This window comes from Pseudoblastomonas marina, from assembly GCF_034374265.1.
Lineage (GTDB): Bacteria > Pseudomonadota > Alphaproteobacteria > Sphingomonadales > Sphingomonadaceae > Alteriqipengyuania_A > Alteriqipengyuania_A marina.
The window spans coordinates 1847168-1873617 of sequence record NZ_CP139718.1 but is presented as its reverse complement, the minus strand read 5'-3'; the positions used below and the strand labels follow the sequence as shown (position 1 = coordinate 1873617).

At 65.7% G+C, this 26450-nt stretch carries 19 protein-coding genes; 3 read left to right on the top strand and 16 right to left on the bottom strand.

What is annotated here, in order from left to right; all coding sequences use genetic code 11:
- Positions 1–7: 7 nt before the first annotated feature.
- The 12 genes from T8S45_RS09245 to T8S45_RS09190 all read right to left on the bottom strand — a co-directional run bounded on the left by T8S45_RS09245 (position 8) and on the right by T8S45_RS09190 (position 18746).
- A complete protein-coding gene (locus T8S45_RS09245) occupies positions 8–1483 on the bottom strand; it encodes a Ppx/GppA phosphatase family protein (RefSeq protein ID WP_322293506.1) in 1476 nt (491 codons plus the stop codon).
- Positions 1480–3657, bottom strand: coding sequence for an RNA degradosome polyphosphate kinase (locus tag T8S45_RS09240; RefSeq protein ID WP_322293505.1), 2178 nt, complete (start codon positions 3655–3657; stop codon positions 1480–1482). Before T8S45_RS09240 ends, T8S45_RS09245 begins: the two co-directional genes overlap by 4 nt.
- A gap of 49 nt (positions 3658–3706) precedes the next feature.
- Positions 3707–4315, bottom strand: coding sequence for a bifunctional 4-hydroxy-2-oxoglutarate aldolase/2-dehydro-3-deoxy-phosphogluconate aldolase (gene eda / locus T8S45_RS09235; protein ID WP_322293504.1), 609 nt, complete (start codon positions 4313–4315; stop codon positions 3707–3709).
- Complete coding sequence (locus T8S45_RS09230) at positions 4312–5289, bottom strand: glucokinase (RefSeq protein WP_188642548.1); 978 nt, start codon at positions 5287–5289, stop codon at positions 4312–4314. Before T8S45_RS09230 ends, eda begins: the two co-directional genes overlap by 4 nt.
- Positions 5286–7106, bottom strand: coding sequence for a phosphogluconate dehydratase (edd, locus tag T8S45_RS09225; protein WP_407654890.1), 1821 nt, complete (start codon positions 7104–7106; stop codon positions 5286–5288). Before edd ends, T8S45_RS09230 begins: the two co-directional genes overlap by 4 nt.
- Positions 7106–7792 carry a 6-phosphogluconolactonase gene (locus tag T8S45_RS09220; RefSeq protein WP_322293503.1) on the bottom strand — a complete coding sequence of 229 codons (687 nt, stop codon included), beginning with the start codon at positions 7790–7792 and terminating at the stop codon, positions 7106–7108. The genes edd and T8S45_RS09220 overlap by 1 nt, the downstream gene beginning before the upstream one ends.
- Entirely contained in the window at positions 7785–9239 is a 1455-nt protein-coding gene (gene zwf, locus T8S45_RS09215; protein ID WP_322293502.1) for a glucose-6-phosphate dehydrogenase, read from the bottom strand. Before zwf ends, T8S45_RS09220 begins: the two co-directional genes overlap by 8 nt.
- 66 nt (positions 9240–9305) lie before the next feature.
- Positions 9306–10598: a sugar MFS transporter gene (locus T8S45_RS09210; RefSeq protein WP_322293501.1), complete on the bottom strand. Its 1293-nt coding sequence runs from the start codon at positions 10596–10598 to the stop codon at positions 9306–9308.
- 86 nt (positions 10599–10684) lie between these two features.
- Entirely contained in the window at positions 10685–12922 is a 2238-nt protein-coding gene (locus T8S45_RS09205; RefSeq protein ID WP_322293500.1) for a glycoside hydrolase family 3 protein, read from the bottom strand.
- Between the two features lie 238 nt (positions 12923–13160).
- The gene (locus tag T8S45_RS09200) at positions 13161–14339 is read right to left on the bottom strand and encodes an MFS transporter (protein WP_322293499.1); all 1179 of its coding nucleotides are present in this window, start codon (positions 14337–14339) and stop codon (positions 13161–13163) included.
- A 3-nt stretch (positions 14340–14342) separates the two neighbouring features.
- Positions 14343–15395 (bottom strand): LacI family DNA-binding transcriptional regulator, encoded by a 1053-nt coding sequence (locus tag T8S45_RS09195; protein WP_322293498.1) that lies wholly within the window; start codon positions 15393–15395, stop codon positions 14343–14345.
- A 153-nt stretch (positions 15396–15548) separates the two neighbouring features.
- Positions 15549–18746: a TonB-dependent receptor gene (locus T8S45_RS09190; protein ID WP_322293497.1), complete on the bottom strand. Its 3198-nt coding sequence runs from the start codon at positions 18744–18746 to the stop codon at positions 15549–15551.
- Between the two features lie 187 nt (positions 18747–18933).
- Here T8S45_RS09190 and T8S45_RS09185 point away from each other — a divergent pair, with 187 nt between their 5' ends.
- Positions 18934–20448 carry a tryptophan halogenase family protein gene (locus T8S45_RS09185; RefSeq protein WP_188642540.1) on the top strand — a complete coding sequence of 505 codons (1515 nt, stop codon included), beginning with the start codon at positions 18934–18936 and terminating at the stop codon, positions 20446–20448.
- Between the two features lie 90 nt (positions 20449–20538).
- On the opposite strand, the gene T8S45_RS09180 is transcribed toward T8S45_RS09185, so the two are convergent.
- Both T8S45_RS09180 and T8S45_RS09175 read right to left on the bottom strand, forming a co-directional pair.
- On the bottom strand, positions 20539–21537 hold the full coding sequence (locus T8S45_RS09180) for a radical SAM protein (RefSeq protein WP_322293496.1): 999 nt from the start codon (positions 21535–21537) through the stop codon (positions 20539–20541).
- Positions 21534–22952, bottom strand: coding sequence for a dihydrolipoyl dehydrogenase family protein (locus T8S45_RS09175; protein WP_322293495.1), 1419 nt, complete (start codon positions 22950–22952; stop codon positions 21534–21536). Before T8S45_RS09175 ends, T8S45_RS09180 begins: the two co-directional genes overlap by 4 nt.
- An 80-nt stretch (positions 22953–23032) precedes the next feature.
- Here T8S45_RS09175 and T8S45_RS09170 point away from each other — a divergent pair, with 80 nt between their 5' ends.
- Positions 23033–24088, top strand: coding sequence for a methyltransferase domain-containing protein (locus tag T8S45_RS09170; protein WP_322293494.1), 1056 nt, complete (start codon positions 23033–23035; stop codon positions 24086–24088).
- A complete protein-coding gene (locus T8S45_RS09165; protein ID WP_322293493.1) occupies positions 24088–25125 on the top strand; it encodes an SDR family oxidoreductase in 1038 nt (345 codons plus the stop codon). The genes T8S45_RS09170 and T8S45_RS09165 overlap by 1 nt, the downstream gene beginning before the upstream one ends.
- Here the strand turns inward: T8S45_RS09165 and T8S45_RS09160 are convergent.
- Both T8S45_RS09160 and T8S45_RS09155 read right to left on the bottom strand, forming a co-directional pair.
- Entirely contained in the window at positions 25107–25829 is a 723-nt protein-coding gene (locus T8S45_RS09160) for a glycosyltransferase (protein WP_322293492.1), read from the bottom strand. The two genes, T8S45_RS09165 and T8S45_RS09160, sit on opposite strands and share 19 nt — an antisense overlap.
- On the bottom strand, positions 25826–26404 hold the full coding sequence (locus T8S45_RS09155) for a TIGR04282 family arsenosugar biosynthesis glycosyltransferase (RefSeq protein ID WP_322293491.1): 579 nt from the start codon (positions 26402–26404) through the stop codon (positions 25826–25828). The genes T8S45_RS09160 and T8S45_RS09155 overlap by 4 nt, the downstream gene beginning before the upstream one ends.
- Positions 26405–26450: the final 46 nt, after the last annotated feature.

Sequence of the window (26450 nt, the reverse complement as noted above, 5' to 3'; positions counted from 1 at the left end):
CCGGTCGCTATGCCGTTCGCCGTTCGATCGCAGGCTTGAGACCGAGATGGCTCGCGAGGGCGGACAGGTCCTCCTCGGTCCCGGGACCGCACAGCGACATCGCCTCGGGCGGCACGGCGAGCACAAGTTTCTTGCCGTCGACGCGCAGCACGCTGCCGGCGAGCGAGGAGAGCGCTGCGCTGCCGAGTCGGCGCAGCAGGCGAATGCCGAGCCCCCAAGCCACACCCTCGGCGAGATCGTTCTCGCTTGCGAGCAGCGCGAGTTCGTCGGGCAGCTTGGTCCGCCCGGTCTGCGCGAGCAGCGCGGCGGCGAGCTTGGCGCGATCCCCCGGCTCGAGCCCGATCCAGCGCTTGTGGAGCGCCCAGTCGAGCGCGTGTCGGCGACGGATATTGGGCTCGAGTCGCTGGCTGGCGAGAGCGAGCATCGCGGTGACGAGGCGCAGGCGTTCGGTGCCCTCGGCGCGCGCGCCGGGCAGCCCCGAGATCCACCCGGCGACCATCGCCCCGGTCTGTGCGGTCACGTCGCGGCGCGCGGCATAGGCGGTGACTGCCGAAAGCAGCGGATCCTGCACCCGCAATTCGCTGGGCAGGCGCTGCATCAGCAGGCCCTCGCGCAGACCCCAGGCGGAAAAGACCACCCGATCGGGTTCGAATTCGCCCAGCAGCGCGCCGACCAGCGCCGAGGCGTCGCCGATCATCTCCTTGCGCGAAGAGGATATCTCCTCGATCCCGGCGATCTTGTCTGCCTTGCGGCGGGCGAAGCGCTTGGCGATGCGGCGCGCGTCCCCGGCCTCGAGCACGAAGCCGTGCGGATCCTCTAACGGCGACTTCATCTCGATCATCGCGAGCCGCCCAAATGCACGCAACGTTCCGCCGACAAGGTAGAGCGTCTCTCCCTTCGCCGCGCGAAAGCCGGACTTTTCGATGACCTTGGCGATCGCCGCCTTCTTGCCCTTGTTGGCCGGCAGGCTGGGGAGGCGCAGCGTGCCGAGCGGCAAGGTCGTGCCGTTGCCGCGATTCTCGTGGTCGATCTCCATCAGCTCGAGACTGCCTCCCCCGAGATCCGCGACCACGCCGCGTGCGTCGGGAAAGGCGCCGAGCACGCCGTCGGCGCTGGCCTGCGCCTCTTCGTTGCCGCTGAGGAGCCGTGGTGCGAAGCCCAGTTTGCGGACTTTTTCGAGGAAATCCGCGCCGTTCTTCGCGTCGCGCACCGCGGCGGTGGCGACCGCCTCGACATCATCGATCCGCAGCTCTTCGATCAGGCGTGCGAAGCGGCGCAGGACATCGAGCCCCAGCTTCGCCGCCTTGCCCGGGATCTTGCCCGTGCGAGACAGGTCGCGGCCAAGGCGCGCCACCGTCTTTTCGTTGTGGAGCACATGCGGCGCGCGCGGCGGATTGCCGTAGACCACCAGGCGGATCGTGTTCGACCCGATATCGATGATCGCGCGCGGTCTCTCGCTATCGCGCTTTCCGCTTCGGTTCATTCGGCGCTTTCGCGACGGAGCGAGAGGCGGGGAACGTCCTTGTTCTTCTTGAGCGCGCCGCCGCGTCCCGAGAGCGAAGGATTCTCCATGAAGTACCGGTGCAGGTTAAAGGGGTTGTCGCCTCCCTCGAGTCGTTCGTAGCTGCCATCGGCCTGCAACCGCCAGCTGCGCTCGGTGTCGAGCAAATGGGCCAGCATGACCTGTTCGAGCACCTGGTCGCGCACGGTCTTGTTGGTCATCGGGACCATTGTCTCGACCCGGCGATCGAGATTGCGGCTCATCCAGTCGGCCGAGGCGATATAGACCTTCGATTTCTTGCTCGGCATCATATCGCCATTGGCGAAGGCATATATCCGGCCGTGTTCGAGGAACCGCCCGATCACCGATTTGACCGTGATGTTGTCCGACAGGCCCGGGACCTCGGGGCGCAGGCAGCAGATCCCGCGCACCACCAGGTTGATGCGCACCCCGGCCTGACTTGCCTCGTAGAGCTTCTCGATCATCTTGCGATCGGCGAGCGCGTTCATCTTGGCCCAGATCGCCGCGGGTTTGCCCTTAGCCGCGTTGGCGATCTCGGCGTCGATCAACTGGTAGACGGTCCGCCGCAACCCGCTGGGCGAAACCGCGATGCGTTCGAGGTTTTCGGGCTCTACATAGCCGGTGATGAAGTTGAATAGTTTCGCAGCGTCGCGGCCCATTGCAGGATCGGCGGTGAAGTAGCTGAGATCGGTGTAAACCTTGGCGTTGACCGGGTGGTAATTGCCGGTCCCGAAATGGCAGTATGTGCGGAAGCTGGCGCCTTCCTGCCGGACGACCATCGAGACCTTGGCGTGGGTCTTCCAGTCGACGAAACCGTATATCACCTGGACGCCCGAGCGTTCGAGCTCGCTCGCCCAGTGGATGTTCTGCTCCTCGTCGAAGCGTGCCTTCAATTCGACCACCGCGGTGACGGACTTGCCCGCCTCGGCGGCCTCGATCAACGCGCCGATGATCGGCGATTGCGAGCCGGCGCGATAGAGCGTCTGCTTGATCGCGACGACATCGGGATCGCGTGCGGCCTGGCGCAGGAAATCGACCACCACCTCGAAGCTCTCATAGGGGTGGTGGATCACGATATCCTTTTCGCGGATCGCGGAAAAGGCATCGCCATCATGCTCGGCGATCCGCTCGGGGTAGCGCGGGCTGTAAGGCTCGAACTTGAGATCGGGCCGATCCTCTTCGACGATCCGCTCGAGCGCGGCGAAACCGATCAGACCGCTCTTCTCGTCGACCGTCGCCTGCGCCAGGTAGAGCTGTTCGCGCAGCAGGGTCTCGGCTTCCTTGTCGAATCCCTCCTCGATTTCGAGGTGGACGACGTCGCCGCGCCGGCGTCGCTGGATCGCGCTGCGGAAATAGCGCACCAGGTCTTCCGACTCTTCCTCGACCTCGATGTCGCTGTCGCGGATCACGCGGAAAAGACCGTCTCCGCGCAGCTTGAAGCCGGGAAACAGCAGCGTCGCATGGCGCCGGATCAGGTTTTCGATGCTGATATACTTGGTGTCGCGGCCCGGAATGCGGATGAAGCGCGGCAGATTCCCGGGGATCAGCACCATCTCGACCAGCGATACCCCGTCGCTCTTGCGCTTGAGGTTGAACAGCAGGCCGAGCCCGAGATTGGCGACGAAGGGGAAGGGGTGTGCGGGATCGACCGCTTGCGGGGTCAGCACCGGCAGGATGTTCTCGGTAAAGTAGGTCTCGAGCCACGAGCAAGTCATGTCGTCGACCGTGCTGCCGTCGATCACCTCGATGCCGTTCTCGGCCAGTTCGGTGCGAAACTCGTCCCACACCGCGTCCTGTTCGCGCTCGATCCGCTCGAGCTCGTCGTTGATCTTTTCAAGCTGCTGGCCCGGGGTCATCCCGTCAAGCGACAGTTCGTCGATCTTGCGCTTGGCCTGCCCCATCAGCCCGGCGACGCGGACCATGATGAACTCGTCGAGATTGCTCCCCGAGATCGACAGGAAGCGCAGGCGTTCGAGCAGCGGGTAGTCGCGATTGCGCGCCTCGGCGAGCACGCGGCGGTTGAAGGCCAGCCAGCTCAGTTCGCGATTGAAGAAATGTTCGTTCTCGAACGAGTTCGCATCCTCGGCACCTTCGGATGCAGGCGCTGCAGGGTGGAGGGGCGTCAACTCGTTCACATTCCAACGCTTGCGCGCGGCATGCGACATTTTCAAGACATTGCTGCGATCAGCCGAGCGCCACGGCGGCGCGGGCAAGCGCCTCGATGTCGTGCGGCGCGGCACCCTTGGGCGCAATCCAGCTGCCTCCGACACACAACACCGGATCGAGCGCCAGCCAATCGGGCGCGCTGGCAGCGGTGATCCCGCCGGTGGGGCAGAAGCGGCATTGGCCGAACGGTCCCGCGAGCGCCTTGAGCGCGGAGATCCCGCCATTCGCCTCGGCCGGGAAGAACTTGAAATGCGTCAGGCCGAGATCGAGCCCGCACATAAGGTCGCTCGCGGTGGCGATCCCGGGGAGGAACGGGATCTCGCGTTCGTTCGCCGCCTGGCCGAGGCGCTCGGTCAGGCCGGGCGAGACGATGAACTCGCTGCCCGCATCGATCGCGGCGTCGAGCCCGTCGGGGTCGATCACCGTGCCTGCTCCGACGATCGCGCCCTCGACCTGTTTCATCGCACGGATCGCGTCAATTGCCGCAGGTGTCCGCAAGGTCACCTCGAGCACGCGCAGCCCGCCCGCCACCAGCGCCTCGGCCAGCGGCACGGCGTCGGCCGCGTCCTCGATCACCAGCACCGGGATCACCGGGGCGGTGCGCATGATAGTGCCGATGTCGGTCACGTATGCTCCTTGGCGAATGCCGCGGCGGCACCGAACAGGCCCGGCTCGGGATGGGTGATGATGCTGACCGGCTGCTGCTCCATAAGCTTGCGATAGCGGCCCTTGGCGGCGAAGCGCTCGGCAAAGCCCGATTGCGGGAGGATCTTCGCGAGCCTGAGGCCGAGCCCGCCCGCCAGCACCACCGGGCCTGGGCCGTGGGTCAGCGCGATATCGCCCGCCACCGCGCCGAGACACTGGCAAAATCGATCGAGCGCGGCTTCGGCAAGGCTGTTTTCGCCCGCCAGCGCCATCGTCCACAGCGCCTTGTCATCGCCCTGCGGCATCGGCCGACCCTCGATCTCGGCGATGGTCTCAAGGATCGGGCGGATGCCCGGCCCCGCGACCACGCGCTCGACCGAGACGCGGGTGTGGTCGCCCCGCAGCCGTTCGAGCAGCTTGTCCTCGATCCGGTCGAGCGGGGCAAAATCGGAATGGCCGCCTTCGGTCGCGAAGACATGGCCGCGCCCCCCGATCCGCGCGAGGATCGCGACGCCCAGGCCGGTGCCGGGGCCGATTACGCTTACGATCCCGTCTTCGGGCAGCGGGGCCTCCGGTCCGGCGACATGCGCGAGGTGTTCGGGTCCTACGGCATCGACCGCATGCGCGACCGCAGCGAAATCGTTGAGCAGCAAATGCGTGTCGAGACCGAGCTTGCTGTTCACCAGCGCGGGCCGGATGACCCAGGGATTGTTCGACAGCTTGATCAGGTCGCCCGCGATCGGCGCGGCCAGCGCGATGCTGGCGGCGCGGGGCAATTGCTCGCCGATCGCCTCGCCATAGGCTTCCCACGCGGTCTGGAAACTGGCGTGATCGGCGCAGGCCATCTTGGTCGGTTTGCCGAGCGAAGCGACTTTGCCGTCGGCCACTTCGGCTATCGCGAATCGGGCATGCGTGCCCCCGATATCGGCGGTGACGATGCGGGTCGGAGCACTCACAGCCCGGCCTCGAACAACATCGCACTGCCGCCGCGCTCGGCCTCGTCGGCATGGCGGCGCATCAGCGCGAACAGCTCGCGGCCCAGCCCGTCTTCTGCAGCTGGCGGCGTGGGCGTATCACGCAGGTTCCAGTCCTCGGCGTCGACCAGCGCTTCGAGCGTGCCTTCCTGTGCGCAGACGCGAACGAGGTCGCCATCGCGCAGCTTGCCGATCGGGCCTCCGCCGAGCGCCTCGGGCGAAAGGTGGATCGCCGCGGGCACCTTGCCGCTGGCGCCCGACATCCGGCCGTCGGTAACGAGCGCGACCTTGAAGCCGCGATCCTGCAACACGCCCAGCGGCGGGGTCAGTTTGTGCAATTCGGGCATCCCGTTCGCGCGCGGTCCCTGGAAGCGGACCACCACCACCACGTCGCGGTCGAGCTCGCCCGCCTTGAACGCGGCCTGCACCGCTTCCTGCGTGTGGAAGATGCGGCACGGCGCCTCGATGGTGTGGCGGCTTTCGTCGACCGCGCTGGTCTTCATCACCGCGCGGCCGAGATTGCCTTCGAGCAGCGCGAGCCCGCCATGGTCGGAAAACGCCGTCGCGGGCGGTCGCAGGATGGTTTCGTCGAGGCTCTTGGCAGGCGCGTCGTTCCAGACGAGCGCGCCATCGTCGAGCTCGGGGGTGCGGCCATAGAGGGTGAGGTCCGAATGCCACACGGTCATCACGTCCTTGTGCAGGAGGCCTTCGGCGAGCAATTCGCGGATCACGAAGCCCATGCCGCCGGCCGCCTGGAAATCGTTCACGTCGCCCGAGCCGTTGGGATAGACCCGCGCGACCAGCGGCACCGCTTCTGACAGTTCGGCGAAATCGGTCCAGTCGACGCTGATTCCCGCCGCGCGCGCGATCGCGGGGATATGGATCATGTGGTTGGTCGACCCGCCGGTCGCGAGCAGGCCGACGATCGCGTTGACCACCGCCTTCTCGTCGACGCAGCGACCGAGCGGGCGGTAATCGTCGCCCTCCTTGCCGATCCCGGCAACCCGGTGCGCGGCGGCCCGGGTCAGCTCCTGCCGAATCTTCGTGCCGGGATTGGGGAAGGCCGCGCCGGGAACATGGAGGCCCATCACCTCCATCATCATCTGGTTGGAATTGGCGGTGCCGTAGAAGGTGCAGGTCCCTTCGCCGTGATAGCTCGCGCTCTCGGCTTCGAGCAATTCGCCCTTCGAGGCCTTGCCCTCGGCATAGAGCTGGCGGACGCGCTGCTTTTCCTTGTTGGCAAGCCCCGACGGCATCGGCCCGGCGGGCACGAAGATCGTCGGCAGGTGTCCTGCGCGCAAGGCAGCCATCAGCAGGCCGGGCACGATCTTGTCGCAGATGCCGAGCATCAGCGCGCCTTCGTACATCGCGTGGCTCAGCGCGATCGTGGTCCCCATCGCGATCGCGTCGCGGCTGAACAGCGACAGTTCCATCCCGTCCTGCCCCTGCGTGACCCCGTCGCACATCGCGGGGACGCCGCCGGCGACCTGTGCCGTCGCGCCGACCTCGCGGGCGAACAGCTTGATCTTCTCCGGGTAGCGATAATAGGGCGCGTGCGCCGAGAGCATGTCGTTATAGGCGGTGACGATCGCGATGTTGGTGGCGCGCGCCTCGCGGATCGTCGCCTTGTCCTCGCCGCTCGCGGCGAAGGCGTGGGCAAGGTTGCCGCAGGACAATGCCGAACGACGCGGGCCTTCCTCGCCCATGCGCTCGATCAGGTCGAGATAGCGTGTGCGCCCGTCGCGGCTCTTCTCGACGATCCGCTGGGTCACCTTTTCGATGGTCGGATCGAGGGTCATCAGAACAGGCCTTCGTAAACGGTCATGGTGGGCTGCAACTCCTCGAGGAAGCGACCCATCGGGTAGGGCGAGGCGGTGCCCTCGGCCAGCGCGCGGTCGAACACGGCGCGCTTGTCGCGGCCCGCAATCACCAGGATCAGCTGGCGCGAAGCGGCAATCGCGCGCGGCGCAATGCTCAGGCGTCCGACCGGTGCCTCGGCGGGCATCGGAAATGGATTGACGAACACGGTGTCGTCCTCGGTGGCGAAGGCACGCTCGTAATCCGGCCCGGGAAAGACGCTGGCGAAATGCCCGTCACCACCCATGCCCAGCCACAGCAGGTCGGCTGGCAGATCGACCACATCGAGCGCGGACGGAGGGAGCGGGTCGGTTTCCGGATCGGGGAACAGGCCCAGCACGCGCGCCCCGGCGGGCTCGAAAACCTCACGCAGCTTGGCCGTGTTCGACAGCTTGTCGTTTTCTGGGACCAGCCGCTCGTCGACAGGGATGATCGTGACTTCGGCCCAGCCGAGGTCTTCCTCGGCGAGACTGCGATAGATCGGGAACGGGCTGCTGCCGCCGCTCAGTGCGAGCAGGGCGGAGCCGCGTTTTTCGCGCCCGCTTGCGATCGCGCGGCGCATCTCGTCGGCGAGCGCGGCATGCAGTTCGTTCTGGTCGTCGAAGGTAAGGCGTTCGATCTCACTCATGCCAGCTGACCCCGTCGCGTTCGGTCAGCGCGATACCCGCGCTCGGGCCCCAGCTGCCCGCGCTGTAGGGCTTGGCGGCAAGGCCGCTCTCGGCCCAGCCGGCGCGGATAGCGTCGATCCATTGCCACTGCGCCTCGACCTCGTCGCGGCGGACGAACAGCGTCTGGTCGCCTTCGATCAGGTCGAGCAGCAGGCGTTCGTAGGCGATGCGTCGGACGGTCCCGGCGAAGGCCTGGCTCAGCGACAGGTCGAGCGGGACCTCGCGCAGGATCACCTTCTCGCTGTCGAGCCCCGGTTCCTTAGCCATCACCAGCAGCCGGACATATTCCTCCGGCTGGAGCCGGATGACGAGCGTGTTGGCCTGCAACTGCCCGCCGCGCTTGCCGAAGATGTTGTGCGGCACGCAGCGGAACTGGACCACGATCTCGCTGCGCCGTTCGGCCAGCCTTTTGCCAGTGCGCAGGTAGAACGGGACGCCCTGCCAGCGCCAATTGTCGACATGGGCGCGCAGGGCGACGAAGGTTTCGGTGTCGGAGCTATCGTCGAGATCGGCCTCGTACGACCCGACCGCCTCGCCGCCGACCGCGCCGTCGGTGTACTGGCCGCGCACGCTTTCTTCCGGTCCGAGCGGGCGCAATGCGCGCAGGACCTTGACCTTCTCGTCGCGGATCGCGGTGCTGTCGAAATCGCCCGGGGGTTCCATCGCGGTGAGCGCGAGCAATTGCAGCATGTGGTTCTGCACCATGTCGCGCAGCGCGCCGGTCTCGTCGTAGAAGCCCGCGCGGCCTTCGAGCCCCACGGTCTCGCTGACGGTGATCTGGACATGTTCGATATGCGCGGCGTTCCAGACCGGCTCGAACAGCATGTTGGCGAACCGCAGCGCCATGAGGTTCTGCACCGTCTCCTTGCCGAGATAGTGATCGATCCGGAAGATCCGCTCCTCGGGGAAGACCGCGGCAACCGCATCGTTGATTTCGCGGCTCGAAGCGAGGTCGTTGCCGAGCGGCTTTTCGAGTCCGATGCGGACGTTATTGCCAGCCAGCCCGGCCGATTCGAGCCCCTTGATCGTCGGCTCGAACAGGAACGGCGCGGTGGAAAGAAAGATCGAGAGGCCGCCCGAAGTGTCGCCGACCTTCTCGGCCAGCGCATCGAATCCTTGAATCGTCGACGCATCGAGCGCCTGGTAGCTGAGCCGCTCGGGAAAGCTCTCGAGCGCTTTCGGATCCTTGCGATCCTCGGGAAGGTGTTCCTCGAGCGCCTCGCGCGCCATCTGGCGGAATTCCTCGTCCGACATCTCGCTGCGCGCGGTGCCGATGATCTGCAGCTCGTCGGGCACCAGCCCGTCGGCATGCAGCGCATAGAGCGAGGGCAGGAGCATCCGGCGCGCGAGGTCGCCGGTCGCGCCGAACAGCAGCAGCTTGGAAGAAGTCTCGCCGGGGGCGGTCATCGGAGTCCTTTTCTCACATGGAGACTACGCGCCAGCCCCCGGTCGGGTCCTTTGGGTCTAACGGGGTCAGGCCGGGCGGCGCGCGTAATATCCGAAGCCGGCAATGATCGCATAACAGATCGCCGGCAGTACCAGCGCGAAGGCGAGGCTGCCGCTCGCATCGGCGATCACGCCGAACAGCAGCGGCACGACCGCGCCGCCGAAGATAGCGACGTTGATGATGCCCGATCCGTCGGCCGCTCGCGGGCCGAGCTTTTCGCAGGCCAGCGAGAAGATTGTCGGGAACATGATCGAGTTCATCAGGCCGCAGGCGAGCAGGCTGTAGGCCGCGATTTCGCCGGCGGAGTTGGCCGAGATCGCGATCAGAAGGATCGCACCGATCGCGTTGAAGGCCAGGATCTTGCCCGGCGAGAACACCCACAGCAGGACCGAACCGATGAAGCGCCCCACCATCGCGCCGCCCCAGTAGAGGCCGATCATCCAGCCGATCACGCTTTCGGGCTGGCCGAGCACGCGCTCGAGCGCGAGATAGTTGATGATGATCGAGCCGATTGCGACTTCGGCGCCGACATAGAGGAAGATACACAGCGCGCCGTAACCGAAGCGGGTGCGCTTCAGGAGGTCGAGCCCGGCGAGGCCCGAGGAGGCTTCGTGCTTCTCGCCCTGCAGGCGGTTGCGGAACGCCCAGACCGCGAGCGCGACCAGTCCGATCAGCACGGCGAGGCCGAGATAGCCTTGCCAGATCGCTTCGCTTTCGGCCTGGCGGTAGGCGATCAGTTCGGCGCCCGACAACTGGTCGGCGGTCACGTTGGCGAGGCTGCCGAGGATGACGGCGGCGCCGACGATCGGGAAGACCGTGGTGCCGAGCGAGTTGAACGCCTGCGCGAAGGTGAGGCGGCTATGCGCGGTCTTCTGCGGGCCGAGCAGCGAGATCAGCGGGTTCGCGACGACCTGCACGATCACCACGCCGCTGGCGAGGATGAACAACGCGCCGAGGAACAGCGCGTAGGTCGCGGTCTGGCTTGCCGGGATGAACAGCAGGCAGCCGAGGATCATGAGGCACAGGCCCGCCACCGCCCCGCGCATATAGCCGATCCGCTTGACCAGCTTGGCGCCGGGGATGCCGATCACGAGGTAGGCAGTGAAGAAGCAGAACTGCACCAGCATCGCCTGGGTGTAGTTGAGCGTGAACAGCTCTTTCAGCTTCGGGATGATCACGTCGTTGAGCGAGGTGATGCCGCCGAAGATGAAGAACAGGCCGAAGACGAAGAACTGCAGGCCCGGTGCGTTGATGTGGGTGCCTTCATCCTCGAGCGGTTGCGGATCGGTGCTGCTCGAAACGTCGGGTGCAAGTGCCATGGTTATTCCCTCTCCCTCGCCCGCCCCGATCTATGCGCGTCGGGGCGTGCGTCCAAATCAATTCCTGCCAGTCCGATCACGGGCGATCAGAACGAACACTCGGCGCCCTCGGGCATGTCCTGCCGCACGATTCGCGCGATCTTCAACGTTAGCGGCGCGTCGGAGGTGATCGCGATGCGGTCGCCGAGCTCGGGCGCGCATCGTTCGGTGATGATCATCTCGCGCCAGCCCTTGCCCGCGCTCAGCGCGAAATTGCGCGTGATGTCGATCTCGGTCTCGCCGACGGTCAGCGTGACCTTGCCCGCGGGCTGCGCCGGCAGGTCATAGAGGATGCGGTAATCGCCTTTGCCTTCGCCGGCCTGCGTCAGCGACAAGGTCGCCCCCGGGCCGAACACCACTTCGCGCGCGTCTTCCTGCCGGTCCTTGTCGACGCCGCGGGCGACCACGCCGGCACCTTCGCCACGCAGGTTCGGAAGGCGGGTCTCGCCGGCATAGGCGGTGATGCCGCTGGCGAGCCGGCCGAGATCGTACCAGGTCGCCGCCGAGCCCTGCGCCAGATAGCCGCATTCCTCCGACAGTTCGGCGAGCGGTGCGGTGTCGGTGAGCGAGCGGCCGTAACCGACGCGGAAAAGCGCACCCTCGGGACCGTTGACCGGGGCACCCCCGCACTCGGCGGGCCAGCTAAAGGACAGTCGCCCGGTCGCTGCGCGCTTGCCGAATAGGATGTCCGACACGCCGCCGCCTTCGCTGCCCGGCAGCCACGACGCGACGAACGCGTCGGAGGCGTTGATCTCGCGGTTCATCCACAGCGGGCGGCCCGACAGGAACAGCGCCACGGTGGGCACACCCGCCGCCTCGTACTTGCGCAGTAATTCGAGGCCCTCGGTGTCCTCGAACACCATGGTCTTCCGGTCGCCGACGAACTCGGCATAGGGTTCCTCGCCGAACACCACGATCGCGACGTCATGGTCGCCGATCGTGGCGTTGCCATCGGCCGACAGGGTGGCGCTGCCGCCCTGCGCGCGCGCCTCTTCGGCGATCGCGGCGTAGATCGAGGTGGCGTTGGGGAAATAGGAATTGTCGAGCTCGCCGCCGCCCTGCCAGGTCAGCGTCCAGCCGCCCGCGGCCTGCGCGATATCGTCGGCCGCGCTACCTGCGACGAGCACTCTCGCGCCCTGCTTGAGCGGCAGCACGCCGTTGTTCTTGAGGATGACCTGCGACTTGGCGACCGCTTCGCGCGCGAGGTCGCGGTGCGGGGCCATGCCGAGCTTGCCCCATTCTCCGGCATTGGAACGATCGGACGGCTTCCTCGCGTCGCGATCGAACAGGCCCATGCGGATCTTCATGCGCAGCACGCGGCCGACTGCTTCGTCGAGCCGAGCCATCGCGATCGTGCCGTTCTCGACCTGGCGCACGAGGTTTTCGAGCAGAGCCTTCCAGTCGTCGGGCACCATGTAGATATCGAGCCCGGCATTGAGCGCCTGCGGGCAATTATCGACCGTGCAGCCGGCGATCTGGCCGTGTCCGTTCCAGTCGCCCACGACCACGCCTTCGAAGCCCATCTCCTCGCGCAGCACGCCGGTCAGCAGCGCGCGATTACCGTGCATCTTCACGCCGTTGATCGAGTTGAAGCTCGCCATCACGACTTCGACCCCGGCATCGATCGCGGCGGGGTAGGGGACCGCGTGGATCGCCTTCAGCGCGTCGATATCGCCGTTGACGTCGCCCTGGTCGACGCCTTGGTCGGTGCCGCCATCGGCGAAGAAGTGCTTGGCGGTCGCGACCACCCGGCCATCGCCGAGGAAGTCGCCAGCGCCCGAGCGTCCCTGCAGCCCTTCGACCAGCGCCGCGCCCATCCGGGCGACGATCTGCGGGTCTTCGGAATAGCTTTCGTAAGTCCGACCCCAGCGATCGTCGCGCGCGACCGCGACGGTGGGCGAGAAGTTCCAGTCGATCCCGGTAACCTCGATCTCGGTCGCGGTGGCCGCACCGATCCGGCGGACGAGATCGGTGTCGCGGGTCGCGCCGAGCCCGATATTGTGCGGGAAGATCGTCGCGCCGACGATATTGGTGTGGCCGTGCACGGCATCGGTGCCCCAGATGGTGGGAATGACCGGCTCGTCGCCCGGCAGCGGCCGGGTCGAGGCGAGGTACATTTCGTCGGCATAGCGCAGCCATTCCGAAGCGGCGGCGAATTCGTCGCCATAAGGGCCGCCATTGCCGCCATTGAGATAACTGCCGAAGCGGTAGCGCGCCATGTCCTCGGGGGTGAAGGAATTGACCTGCGGCTGGATCAGCTGCGCGACCTTGCGTTCGAGGCTCATCCGCGAGAGCATGTCCGCGACGCGAGCGTCAACGCTGGCCTGGCTTGCCGCAGTTTGCGAACCGCCCGTCGATGCCACGGTTCCGGGCTGCGCTGCACATGCTGCCAGCGCAAGACACGCCCCCGATGCGAGAAGACGACCGACCATGCTTTTAAATCCTCCTGATTCTCACGAATGAGAACGTTCCCAATTGGAGGGATTGGCACGGTGCGGGGGCGAAGGCAAGCGCCGATATGGTTCAGCCGCGGGTACGCGCGGTGGCGAGCAGCAGGCTGGCGAGGAGTGCGAGGGCAGCAAGCACGGTGAAGAGCGCGTCGAAGCCGAAACCGGGGACCAGCGACAGCGTCAGCCATGGCATGATCAGCGAGGGCGTGGTGTTGGTCAGGTTGAAGAAGCCGAGATCGCGCCCGCGCGTCTGCGGTCGGGGCAGGACCCGCAGCGTCTGCGCCGAATGCAGCGCAAGGAAGATCGAGGCGACGAGGCCGAACAGGATATAGCCCCCTATCGCCGCCTCGCGCGTTTCGGCCAGCGCCATGAGCACCAGGCCGAGGCTCGCGACTGCCGCGGTCACTGCGAGCGGCAGGATCGGTCGGTCGGCGCGGTCCGACCAGCGCCCCGCGAGAAGCGAAAACGGCACCGCGGCGACCAGCACCAAGCTGAAGATGCGCGCGGTATCGCTGTCGGTGACAGAGGCGTCGATGCTGCGGAACCAGTAGAGCAAATAGGCGAACAAGGCGGCTTCGGAGAGCTGGACCAGCAGGCGGGCCATCCACATGCGCGCGACGAGCGATCGCGGGCGGTCGGTTCGCGTCGAGGCCGGTACGGGGACCATCAGTTGCGGCATCGACACCGGGCGTCCTACCAGCAGGACCGGAAGCACCATCGCGGCGGTCATCGCAACGACGAGCACCAGCCGTCCGTCGGCATCGGCGAGGCCCGGCCATGTCACCACCGCGCCTGCGAGCGCGCCGGCGGCCGGGGCGAAGGCGAGCAGCCCGCCGAGAAAGCCTTTCTGGGCATCGGGCACGAGATCGCCCGCCCAGGCGGCGAGCGGGGCCAACATCATGTTGAGCGCCAATTGCCACAGCACGATCAGTGCGATCAGCGCGGCGATATTGTCGGTCGTACGGACCGAGACGAGCAGGATCGAGGACAGCGCCAGTCCGACGAGGATCCAGCCGCGCCGCGAGCCCGTCCGATCGCTCAGCCAGCCGAAGGCGATATTGGCGAGGCTGGCGGCAATCGCGCCCGCAAAGGCGGCGTAGGCCAGCGGTTCGACGTCCTCGGCGCCCGACAATTCGCTCATCCGCACCGGCAGAAGGATCGTCAGGAACGGAACGTAGGCGACTGCGCCACCGGCAGCCGCCAGCGCGTAGAGCCACAGGAAGCGCAGCGCCTGGCGCGGTTGGTCAGTCACACGTCACGTGCCGGAGGGCGGCGCGGCGGTCGACTGGCGCACCACGAGCTCGCCCGATACGACCACCGGCTGCTCGACCTCGTCCCCATCGCGATCGATCAGCAGTTCGACCGCACGCGCGATCGTCTTCGCGATCGGCTGGTCGATCGCGGTCAGCTTGGGGTTGGAAAAGCGCACGATCGGGGTGTTGTCGAAGCTGATCAGCGAAAGGTCGCGCGGGACCTCGAGGCCCTGTTCGTGCGCGACTTCGAGCGTCGCGAGCGTCATCTGGTCGCTCGAACCGATGATCGCGGTCGGGGGGGCGTCGAGCGCCAGCAGTTTGCGCGCCGCGGCAAGACCGCTGTCGAACCCGAAATCGCCGCGGACGCAAAGATCGTCGCAATCGAGGCCCGCTTCGCCCATCGTCCGTTCCCACCCCGCCTTGCGCCAGTCGGAGAGGCTGTACTCCTCGGAACCGGCGATGAAGCCGATACGAGTGTGGCCGAGTTCGAGCAGGTGGCGGGTCGCTTCTTCCGCCGCGCCGTCGTCGTCCATCGTCATCGCGATACCCGGGCCCGGCTCCTTCGACCCAATCCGGGCAAAGCGGATACCGCGTTCGGCTAGCAGGCCGGTGATCTGGGAATTTTCCGAGTGGGGCGGGGTCAGCACCACGCCATCGGGGTGCAGCGCGCTCAGCGCCGCGCCCAGTTCCCGCTCGACATGGTCGTCATGCGTGTCGACCAGTTCGATCAGCATGCGATAGCCGTGCTCGCTCGCGGTCAGCATCCCGCCGAGCAGCATCTGGTCGACCCAATCGCCGCCCTGGCGCGCGGTCCAGTCGGCAATCGTGCGCTCGCGGTCGTTGATCGCGAGGATAAGGTAGGACCGCGACCCGCTCATCCGCTGGGCCGCGATCGAGGGCACGTAGCCGAGCTTGTCGATGCTCGCCTGGACGCGCTCCTTCATCGCCGGGCGGACATTGGGTTCGTTGTTGATGACGCGACTGACCGTCTGCAGGGAAACTCCCGCATCGGCGGCGACATGCTTGATTGTTATCGACTGGCGGCGACGCGCCATCTTGATCCCCCATCGATTGGCCCGGCATATCGGTGGCTGTCCAAGCCCCCGGGCACCCGAACTACCCGTATGCGGTCACGACGGAAAAGAAAACGGGTCCCGACCTTTCGGTGGGGACCCGCCTTCCCGCTGTGGACCAGCGCGCACCCGACCTTAGAAGTCGAAGCGCACGAGGAAGGTAAAGCGACGGTCGTTGCGGAACGCCGAGCGCGTGATCCGCGTCCCGTCGAAATCGACCACCTGGCTCGTCCGCGTGACCTCGTCGAGCAGGTTCACGCCCTGCGCGCCGATTTTGATGTTGTCGGTCAGCTCGTAGAAGATCGACGCATCGAGTTGCCCGGTCGATTCCCCGTAGATCGGCGAGAACGGGAAGATCACGTCGCGTGGGGTCTGGAGGAAGTCCGACCGCCAGTTGTAGGCGGCGCGGGCCGACAGCGGACCCTTGTCGTAGAACAGCACGGCGTTGACCGTGTGCTCGGAAACGCCGGGCTGCGGCAGGTCGCCGAACACGTCGCCCGAGCTGCTGAAATCCTGGCTGTCGATATAGGTGTAGGTCAGCTGGGTGCCGAGCCCGTCGAGCGGCGCCGGGAGGAAATCCCACGCGTGCTGATACGCCACTTCGATCCCGCGCAGGCGCGCTTCGCCGAAGTTGATCGGACCGTTGACCTCGACGTCGGTGGTAACCCCCGAAGGGCTGGTGAAGCTGCGGATCGTCGGGCCGTCACCGAAGAGATTGTCGAAATCCTTCTGGAACAGCGCCGCGGTGATCGAGCCGACCTCGGCGAAGTAGTATTCGAGGCTGATGTCGTAGTTCCAGCTCTCGATCGGCGTCAGCAAACGGTTGCCGGTGAAGATCTGGAACAGCGGCCCGCTATCGAGGAAGCCGGCCTGCCGCAGGTCGTTGGTGTTGTCGAAGATTGCACCGCCCGTGCGGAAGGCTGCCAGGTCGGGACGCGAGATGCCCTTCGAAGCGGCGGCGCGGAAGACGAAGCCGGTTCCGGTGTCGAGCTTGACGTTGAAGCTCGGCAGCCAGTTATCGAAGCTGATATTGGCGTTGTCGGGGATCGTCTCGCCGGTGAAGACCGAAGCGAATTCGGCCTTCCGTGCGGCGGTCAGGCCGCAGTAGCCGGGCAGCTGCGCGTTGGGCTGTTGCTGCTGCGCCTGGGCGCAGGCGGCATCGATTTCCGCGACGCTGACGGCATTGTCGCCATTGGTGTCGAAGAAGTTCGCGAACGGGAAGTTGATTTCCCCGCCGGTGCGGATCGTGGTGTCGACGTAGCGCACGCCGATATTACCCGACAGGTCCCAGCCATTGTCGAAGAAGGTGCCGAAATCGAGCCGTGCGTAATAGGCGTCGGTCGATTCGCCGACGTCGGAAATCTCACCCGGCAGGAACACGGTGCCCGGAACCACGCCCGAGCGCGTACCGATCGTACCGTAGGGGTTCGGCGTCAGTGTGAAGGCGTTGATCGCATCGGCGACCTGGTCAACCGTGCCGTTCAGGTATTCCTCGACGAGGTTGTCGCCGCCGAAATAGAAGGCCGAGCCGTTGCCCATCGGGATCGGCGCGTTGCCGCGTTGGAAGTTGTCGCCGAAGGGGTTGCGGACCTGGGCCGAGTTCGGGAAGTCGAACACGTAGGCGCCGCCGCAGCCGAAGGCCTGGAAGTCGGCACAGTTCCAGTTGCCGTTGCGACCGGTCCACGGTGCACCGAGATTGCCCCAGTTGGAGAAATTGGCGCTGCGCGTCGTGCGATTGCGATCGGCGAAGCGCGCGCCGAACTTGGCGGTGCGGAAGAAGCCGGTGTCGCTGATGTCGTATTCGACATCCGCGCGCATCGAGTAGAGGTCGGCCTCGTTATCGACCTGGTTGTCGAGCAGGAACCAGTAGAAGGTGCGGGTGTCGTCGTTGAAATAGGCGGCGTCGGACGTCGTCGTGTTGGGTTCGAAGAACTGCACGATCGGCGTTTCGCCGGAGTTGTCGATGAACAGGTCCGTATAGGTCTGCATCGCGGCGATCTGGCCGGCTTCCTCACGTCCGGACGAGATATACTGCCCTTCGACGTTGAAGCGCAGCCGATCGGTCGGCGTGAAGTCGAGATCGACCGAGATGTCCTGCGTGAAGGCCTCGTCTTCGCGCTGGAAGCGCAGCAGCTCGGTCGGGATGCCGCGGCCGCCGTTGAACGGCTGGGCCTGCGTGAGCGTGCCCGACTGGAAGATGCCGTCGGTAATCGTGACCGGTCCGGCCGGAATCGGGAACAGGCCGTCATCGTTGACCAAAGCCAGCGCGGCGAATTCGTTGAGCGTCGATTGCGTTTCGGCGCGCAGGTATTCGGCGGTGAACAGGAAGCGCTGGTCGGCGCTCTCGAACTGGCCGACGAAGGAATAGGCCTGGCGATCGCGCGTCAGGTCGGTGGTGCGGACACCCGCACCCTTGGGGACGACGACGCTGCCGGCAGGCGGGAAGTTCGACGAATTGAAGTTCGGATCGCCGGTGTAGCCGCCCGACCCGACATTGACGATTCGGAAGCAGGGACCGTCGAGCGTATCGGCGCGATAGCACGGGTCGGTTATCTGCGAGGCGTCGGTGCGGGTGATCAATTCCTGCTGGGCGTATCCCGCCTGCAGGCCGATCGTGCTGCCGCCGGCGGTCTCCCAGGTGTTCGACACGAGGCCCGAGAAGCCCGGTGCCCACTCTTCGGCGAGATCGCCGTAATTGGCCTCGATCGTGCCCGCGATCTTGAAGCCGAGCTGGTCAAGCGGCTTGCGGGTGACAAGATTGACGAGGCCCGAGATGTTGCCGTCGATCATGTCGGCGGAGACGTTCTTGTAGACCTCGACCCGTCCGAGCAGTTCGGGCGAGACGTCGTTGAACGACAGCGAGCGACCGCCATTTGCGGAGAAGATGTCGCGGCCGTTCAGCGTCGAGAGGACGTAGGGCAGGCCGCGGATGATGACGTTCGAACCTTCGACCGAGAAGCGGTCGGGGTCGTCGCGCTGTTCGAAACGCGAGATATTGACGCCGGGGACGCGCTGCAGTGCTTCGGCGACCGACCGGTCGGCCAGCGCGCCGATGTCCTCGGCGCTGATGACGTCGACCACGGTATCGGCATCGCGCTTGATGTCCTGCGCGGTCTGCAGCGACTGGCGGATGCCGGTGATGATGACCTTGTTTTCCGGGTCGAGCGTTTCAGGCGTACCCGCAGGGCTTTCCTGCTCGGTGGCGTCGTCCTCCTCGTCGGCGTCCTGTGCGAACGCAGGCTGCGACACGGCGGCGAGCGCCAGGCTCGATGCAGTGGCAAGTGCGGCATAGCGACGCGACCGCGGGCCGCGCGAAATAAGCTTAACGGACATGGATCCTCCCTAGACATCCCGTATGGGCGAGACGAATCCCGCCAAGTTCCCGGATCACACCTATGCTACAATGTTAGCGTTCACAAGCGGCAAAATGAACGTTAACAACGGGGCGTTGCGTTGCGGCCACAGGCTCTGGCCTGCGGGATCGTAAAATGGCAAGGAAGGCGTGAGGGAAGAGGGTTCAATGGCAATCGAAAATATCGTGATCGTGGGCGGCGGGACCGCGGGCTGGATGGCGGCGGCGGTGCTGTCGCGCATGGGCAAGGGGCGCGGGATAAACGTCACGCTGGTCGAATCGGAAGCGATCGGCACGGTCGGCGTGGGCGAGGCGACGATCCCACCCTTCGTCGATTTCAATAAGTTGCTCGGGATCAGCGAGGCCGAAATGCTCGCCGCGGTCGGCGGCACGTTCAAGCTTGGCATCCAGTTCGTCAACTGGGGCAAGCTCGGCGACAGCTACATCCACCCGTTCGGCAATTACGGTTACGAGATCGACGGCGTGTCCTTCCACCATATCTGGCACGCGATGAAGGAAGCCGGCGACAAGCGCCCGATCCAGGTATTCAACCTGGAAACAATCGCCGCGCATTTCGGCAAGTTCGCGCGGACCGAGGACTACCAGAAGAGCGGCGACCTCCCGCCGAGCAATTACGCCTATCACCTCGATGCCGGTCGCTATGCCAAATTCCTCAGGAAATTCGCCGAGGATCGCGGCGTGGTGCGGCAGGAGGGCAAGGTGTCCGAGGTCAATCTCGATCCCGAGAGCGGCTTCGTATTCTCGATCACGCTCGAAGGCGGGCAGGAGATTTCCGGCGACCTGTTCATCGACTGCACCGGGTTTCGCGGACTGCTGATCGAGCAGGCGCTCGAGACCGGCTACGAGGAATGGACCCATTGGCTGCCCTGCGACAGGGCGGTCGCGCTGCCCTGCGGGCGCGACGACGGTTCGCCGCCATTGCCCTATACCCGCGCTACCGCGCACAGCGCCGGCTGGCAGTGGCAGGTCCCGCTGCAACACCGCAACGGCAACGGCCACGTCTATTGCAGCCAGTTCATGGAAGCCGACGAGGCAACCGATATCCTGGTGGGCAACATAGCCGGCAAGCCGCAGGCCGATCCGAATCATTTGCGCTTCGTCACCGGCCATCGGAAGAAGTTCTGGAACAGGAACGTCGTCGCACTCGGGCTATCGGCGGGCTTCATGGAGCCACTCGAATCGACCTCGATCCACCTCATCAATACCGGGCTCAACAAGCTCGTCTCGCTGCTGTCTTCCAACGGGATAACGCAGGCGCAGGAAGATGCGTTCAATCGCTTCACGCTCAAGGAATACGAGCGCATCCGCGACTTCCTGATCCTCCACTACAAGGCGACCGAGCGGACCGATTCGGAATTCTGGAATTACTGCCGCACCATGTCGGTGCCCGACAGCCTGACCGAGAAGATCGAGCTGTTCCGCCACAATGGGCAGATCTTCCGCGAGGAGGACGAGCTCTTCACCGAGACCAGCTGGGCCGCGGTGATGATGGGGCAGGGGATCGCGATGGAAGGCCACAACATCATGGTCGACCCGTCGAAGCTCGCCGCGCTCAAGGGCGAGATCGACGGGATCGAGCAATCGATCCGCTGGCTGACCCAGCACATGCCCACCCACCAGCAGTACCTGGCGAAATATTGTCCCGCGAAGGACGCGGCGTAGATAGTTTCTAAGTCCGTTCGCCCTGAGCCTGTCGAAGGGCGTTGGGGGCGTGCGTACTTCGGCAGGCTCAGTACGAACGGAGAATGAGGACTAGGCCGAGCAGCTCGCGCCGCCGAGAACGCAGAAGCGCGCGCAATGCGGGTGGTTGAGTTTCACGGGGTGGGAAGCTTCGGCGAGCGTGTCGCCAAGGTCGAATTCCTCGTCGTAGGGGATCAGCGTGCAGGCCGCGACACGCGGTCGCTCCTCGCCCTTGCGGTGCACCACCATGCGGCTGGTGGCGCACATGATGTCGGCTGGCGACTTGCCGAGGATGTCCCAGCAACCGGTGGTGATCTCGGCAATGTCCTTGGTCTCGTCCATTTCGGGAAAGAGCACGAGCCGCGCCGGGTTCTGCGGATCGATCGCGATACCCTCGCGCTTAAACAGCGCAGCATAGCCTGCGCGCGCCTCCGGCATGCCTTCGCCCGGCAACAAGCGCCCGGCGACCGCGATCGAGAAACCGTGCTCGGACAACCAGCGTAGCCCGTCGAGACCCACCTCCCAGCTGTTCGGCCCGCGTTCGCCCTCGTGCCCGGCCTTGGTATGGTGATCGAGGCTGACGCGCAGGGTGAGCTTGTCGCCAAAGCGTTCGCGGAGCACCAGCAGCGCCTCCTCGTGGCGCCGCATCGGCCTCATCGCGTTGGTCAGCACCAGCGCCTCGAACCCGCGTTCGAGCGCGTCGGTCAGCATTGGCAGGAAGGCTGGGTTCATAAACGGTTCGCCGCCGGTGAAGCCGATTTCCTTGGTGCCCATGCCCTGCGCTTCGCCATAGAATTCCGCCGCATGCTCGGCCGAAAGATAGACCAGCGCATCGTTGGTAGGGCTGCTCTCGATATAGCAGGTCGCGCAGGCGAGATTGCACAGCGTGCCGGTGTTGAGCCACAGCGTTTCGAGCTCGATCAGCGGCACCGATGCGCGCGGCTCGCGCTGCGCTGTCCAGTCGGGATCGGTGAACTTGGCGGGCGGGAGCGCGGGGGCATCGACCGCGAAAGGCGAGGGGCCGGTCCGCGCGTTGCGACTCTTCGTGCGGCCTAGGGTGCGGGTACTCATGCGAAACGCTTTCTCATGTTCGAAACGAACCGCGCCCATTTCTTCGGCCATTTGCCGAACACGGTCGGCTCCCACGCGGCGAAGGCGGCGGCCTTGGTGATCTCGCTGCGGGTCGGATAGGCGATGATCGCGCTGCCCATCGCAAAACTCGATGCCTTGCCGGTGATCAGCTGCGAATAAGGTAACAGCAACTCGCCGGCATTCCTGCCCACCAGGCTCGCGCCGATCACCTTCTTGCCCTTGAAGATCACCTTCGCTCGGCCGGCGTCATTGCCCTCGGCAAGCGCGCGTTCGTTGTCGTGGAAGGTCTCGGTCACCACGCGGATCGCATCGCCGTGTTTCGCGCGCGCGTCCTTTTCGGTGAGGCCGATCTGCGCGACTTCGGGCTCGGTGAAGGTGCACCAGGGCAGGGCCGAATAATCGACCTTGGCCGGCAGGCCGAGCGTAATCTCGAGCGCGACGTTCGAGCCCTCATAGCCCGAGACATGCGTCAATCGCGGTCCCGCGCGACAATCGCCGATCGCGTAGATGTTGGTCACCGAAGTACGGCGCCGGTCATCGACGACGATGCCGTCGCGGCCGGTTTCGATGCCGACGGCTTCGAGATTCAAGCCGTCGATATTCGCTTTACGCCCGACCGCGACCAACAGGTGGGTCCCGTCGACGCTCTCGCCATTGTCGATCGCAACCGAGATTGCGCCCGGACCGCCCGACACTCCTTTCGCGAGCCCTGTCACGAAGCGCACGCCCTCGGCCTTCATCGCCTCGACCACCACCGCGACATTCTCCCTGTCGTCGCGCGCCAGCAGCGCTTCGGGTTCGATCACGGTCACTTCGGAGCCGAGACGGCGGAAGGCCTGCGCCATTTCCATCCCGATCACACCGCCGCCGACGATGACGAGATGGCCCGGACGCTCGGTCAGATCGAACAGGTTCTCGTTGGTGAGATAAGGGACACTCTCGATCCCCTCGATCGGCGGGACTAAGGGCTTTGATCCGGTCGCAAGCACGATGCGCGGCGCGCTAATCTGACGTCCGCCGACCTCGACCCTGTGCTTGTCGACGAGGCGCGCATGGTCGCGGATCACCTCGCAGCCCATCTCCTCGAAGCGTTCCTGCGAATCGTGCGGGGCGATCGCGGCGATGGCGTCGTGGATGTGCATGTGCACTCCCGAATAGTCGATCTGCGGCGCTGCCAGAGTCACTCCGAAGCGGGTGGGCTCGCGCGCCTCGGCGGCGCGGCGCGACGCGGTGATGAGGGCTTTCGACGGCACGCAGCCATGGTTGAGGCACTCTCCGCCCATTTCGCCCGCTTCGATCAACGCGACCTTCAGCCCGAACAGCGCGCAGCCCCCTGCCGCCGTCAATCCGGCGGCACCGCCACCGATGACGATCGCGTCATGCGTAAATTTCATGCGTGTTCCCGAAACCTTTCATGGATAGGCGCCGTATCAACGTTCACTGTCTTATTCGCAATGAGGGGCCAAGCGGTTTCATGAACCTGGAAAATTCGCGCGATTACTACGGCAAGGTGTTGGCCGGGTCCGACGACCTGAAAACCGACGCCTGCTGCACCGCCGAGGCTCCGCCGCCGGCTGTGATGGCCGCGATGCGCAACGTGCACGAGGATGTGCGCGCGCGTTATTACGGCTGCGGGCTTGTCGCCCCCCAGGCGATCGAGGGTGCGCACGTGCTCGATCTCGGCTCGGGCAGCGGGCAGGATGCCTATATCCTCGCGCAGTTTGTCGGCGAGGCCGGCTCGATTACCGGCGTCGACGCCACCCCCGAACAGCTCGCGGTCGCGCGCGAGCACGAGGACTGGCACCGCGAGCGCTTCGGCTATGCGAAAAGCAACGTTCGCTTCCTAGAAGGCGATATCGAGAAGCTGGGCGATCTCGACCTCGCGGCAAACAGCTTCGACGTGATCGTTTCCAACTGCGTGATCAACCTCGTCGCGGACAAGGCGGCGGTATTCGAGGCTGCGCATCGGTTGCTCAAGCCCGGCGGCGAGATGTATTTTTCCGACGTCTATGCCGAACGCCGTGTGCCCGAGGTCCTGAAGGACGATCCGGTGCTGCATGGCGAATGCCTGTCGGGATCGCTCTACTGGGGCGATTTCGTCGCGCTCGCCAAGGAGGCGGGCTTTCGCGATCCGCGGATGGTGACCTCCCGCCCGCTGGGCATCGGCGATCCGGCGGTGGCGGCCAAGCTCGAGGGGATCGCCTTCCATTCGGCGACTTATCGCCTGTTCAAGCTCGACGGGCTCGAAATCCAGTGCGAGGATTACGGGCAGGCGGTGCGCTACAAGGGCACGGTGCCGGGGCAGGAACGCGTGTTCGAGCTCGATGCGCACCACCATATCGAGGCCGGGCGGATGTTCCCGATCTGCGGCAATAGTTGGAAGATGCTCGCCGAGACGCGCTTTGCCGAGCACTTCGAATTCTTCGGTGATTTCTCGACTCATTACGGCGTATTCCCCGATTGCGGCATCGCGATGCCGTTCGGCGCGGGGCAGGGCGATGTTCCGGCCACCCCGGCGGCCTGCTGCTGATGAAGATCCTGCTCACCGGGGCCGCCGGGCTGATCGGCGGCGAACTTGCTGCGCGCCTCGTCGCGGCGGGTCACGAAGTCACCGCGTTGGTCCATCGCAACCGCGAGATCCGCGCGAATAGCGGCGCGTTGGTCCCGGTCGCAGGGGTGCTTGGCTGCGATATCACCGAGCCGCTGCTGGGCTTTGCGGATGATGAAGCGAAGGTTCTGGCGGAAGCGCACGACCTGATCGTCCATTGCGCGGCGACAGTGCGTTTCGACCTCTCAGATGCGGAATACCACCGCACCAACACGCAGGGCACCGCCAACGTCATCGAACTGGCACGGTTGGGCGACTGTGGGCTGCTTTACGTTTCGACCGCCTATGTCTGCGGGACGCGCGACGGGACGATCCGCGAGGGCGATCCGCTGCCGGAAACCGGTTTCGCCAATGGCTACGAACGTTCGAAGGCCGAGGCCGAGCGCCTGGTTCGCTCCAGCGGCTTGCCGCATGCGATCGCGCGCCCGTCGATCGTTACCGGCGACAGCAAGACCGGGGCAATTCGCCAGTTCGATACGATCTATGCCGCGTTCAAGCTGATCGCCGAGGGGCGCGTGAAGCAGATGGAGGCGCGCGCCGACGCAACGTTCGATTTCGTCCCGATCGATCATGTCGCGGGCGGCTTGACAGCGCTGGTGACGCTCTGGGATGCCGCGCGCGGCGGCACCTTCCACCTCGTCTCGGGCGCGCCGGTCTCGGTGCAGGATTTCGCCAGTGCGATTGGCGGCTACCGACAATTTTCCCGGCCTGCCCTGGTCTCGCCGGACGCGTTCGATGCCGGAGCGTTGCCGCCGCTCGAGCGGCGGCTCTACGGTCGGATCGCGGGGCTATACGCCAGCTATTTCCAGCGTGACCCGCGGTTCGACGATAGCGCCTTGCGCGCGCTGACCGGACTGGAATCGCGTGCGACGGATCGGGCATATCTGGAGTTGCTGATCGATCACTGCATCGAGGCGGGGTTCCTGTCCGGTGCGGACACTCACCGAATGTCGGGGTAGTGATCGGCGAGCCGTTCGCGCGCGCCGAAGGCCCACATCATGCCGACCTTGAAGTAAATCCAATTGGCCTTCAGCGCGCCCCATTCGGCCACGCGACGGTCCGAGGTGTAGATCACCCGCGGAACGAGCTTCACCCGGCCGTATTCGGCCATGCGGATGCAAAGGTCGGCTTCCTCCATTACCGGGGTTCCGGGGTCGCAGCCGCCGGCGGCAAGGAACTGCGCCTTGCGGAAGAACATCGCGTGGTCGCCGAACAGCAGCCGCACGCCCCTGAAGAACAGGTGCGGCCGCAGGAAAAGCGGCGCGTACCAGGTCTTGATCCAGTTGTGGAACGAGGTGCCCCAACGAGTCTTATCCGGCCCGCGCAGGATGGTGGTAAATCCGGCCAGTGAAATGCGCTCGTCGGCGAGCGTGTGTTCTACCACCGCCACCAGGTCGCGCGGCGGCTCGGTATCAGCGTGAAGGACGCAGACCTTGCCCCCCCGCGCGGCTCCGACCCCGGCATTGATCTGTTTGGCGCGCCCGCGCTCGCAATCGAGCACGCTCCACCCTGCATTCCTTGCGATCGCCACGGTCTCGTCCGCGCTCCCGCCATCGACCAGCAGGATTTCTTGCGGTGCCGGATCGAGCGCTGCGACCTGCTCTACCAGCGCGGGAAGAGCTTTTGCTTCATCGAGCACCGGAATAAGCAACGTGACGCTCACGGATGAAATTCCGGCCAATCGACGAGGTCCTCGGGCTCATCGATATCGGCGAGTTCGGGCAGCACCGCGGGCGCGACTTGCGCCCGCGCGAGGCGCGCCATCGTTTCGGCAAAGACGCCGTCGGTGCTCCATTCTATGTCGTCGAACAGGAACGACACGTCGCGGTTGAAGCCGATCAGGTAATAACCGCCGTCGGTCGCGGGTCCGATAACCACGTCGCGCTCCGCCAGCGCGGTCGCGGCGGCGACGAACAGGTTGGGGATCACGCCGGGACAATCGCTACCGACGACCAGCGCTGGGTACTCTACCCGCGCGAGCTTCGCCCCGAGATCGCCGTCGCCCTGCGCTACGAATGTCGGACCGTCTCCGAGCAATTCGCGAAACTCCGCTTCGCTCCCGCCGGTGGTCCGGACTTCCACCGGCAGCCCGCTTTCGAGCGCCTGGTCGACTGTGTGCCGCAGCAGGCTGGTGTAGATCGCTGCCGCCCCGTCCGGCCCGTATTCGGGAATCAGCCGCGTCTTGCATTCGCCCGGCGCCGGCAGGCGCGCGAAGATCACGATGCGGGGGATCGCCATGGAAATCGACCATAACCGGCTGGCCCATGCAATCCATCGAAAAGAG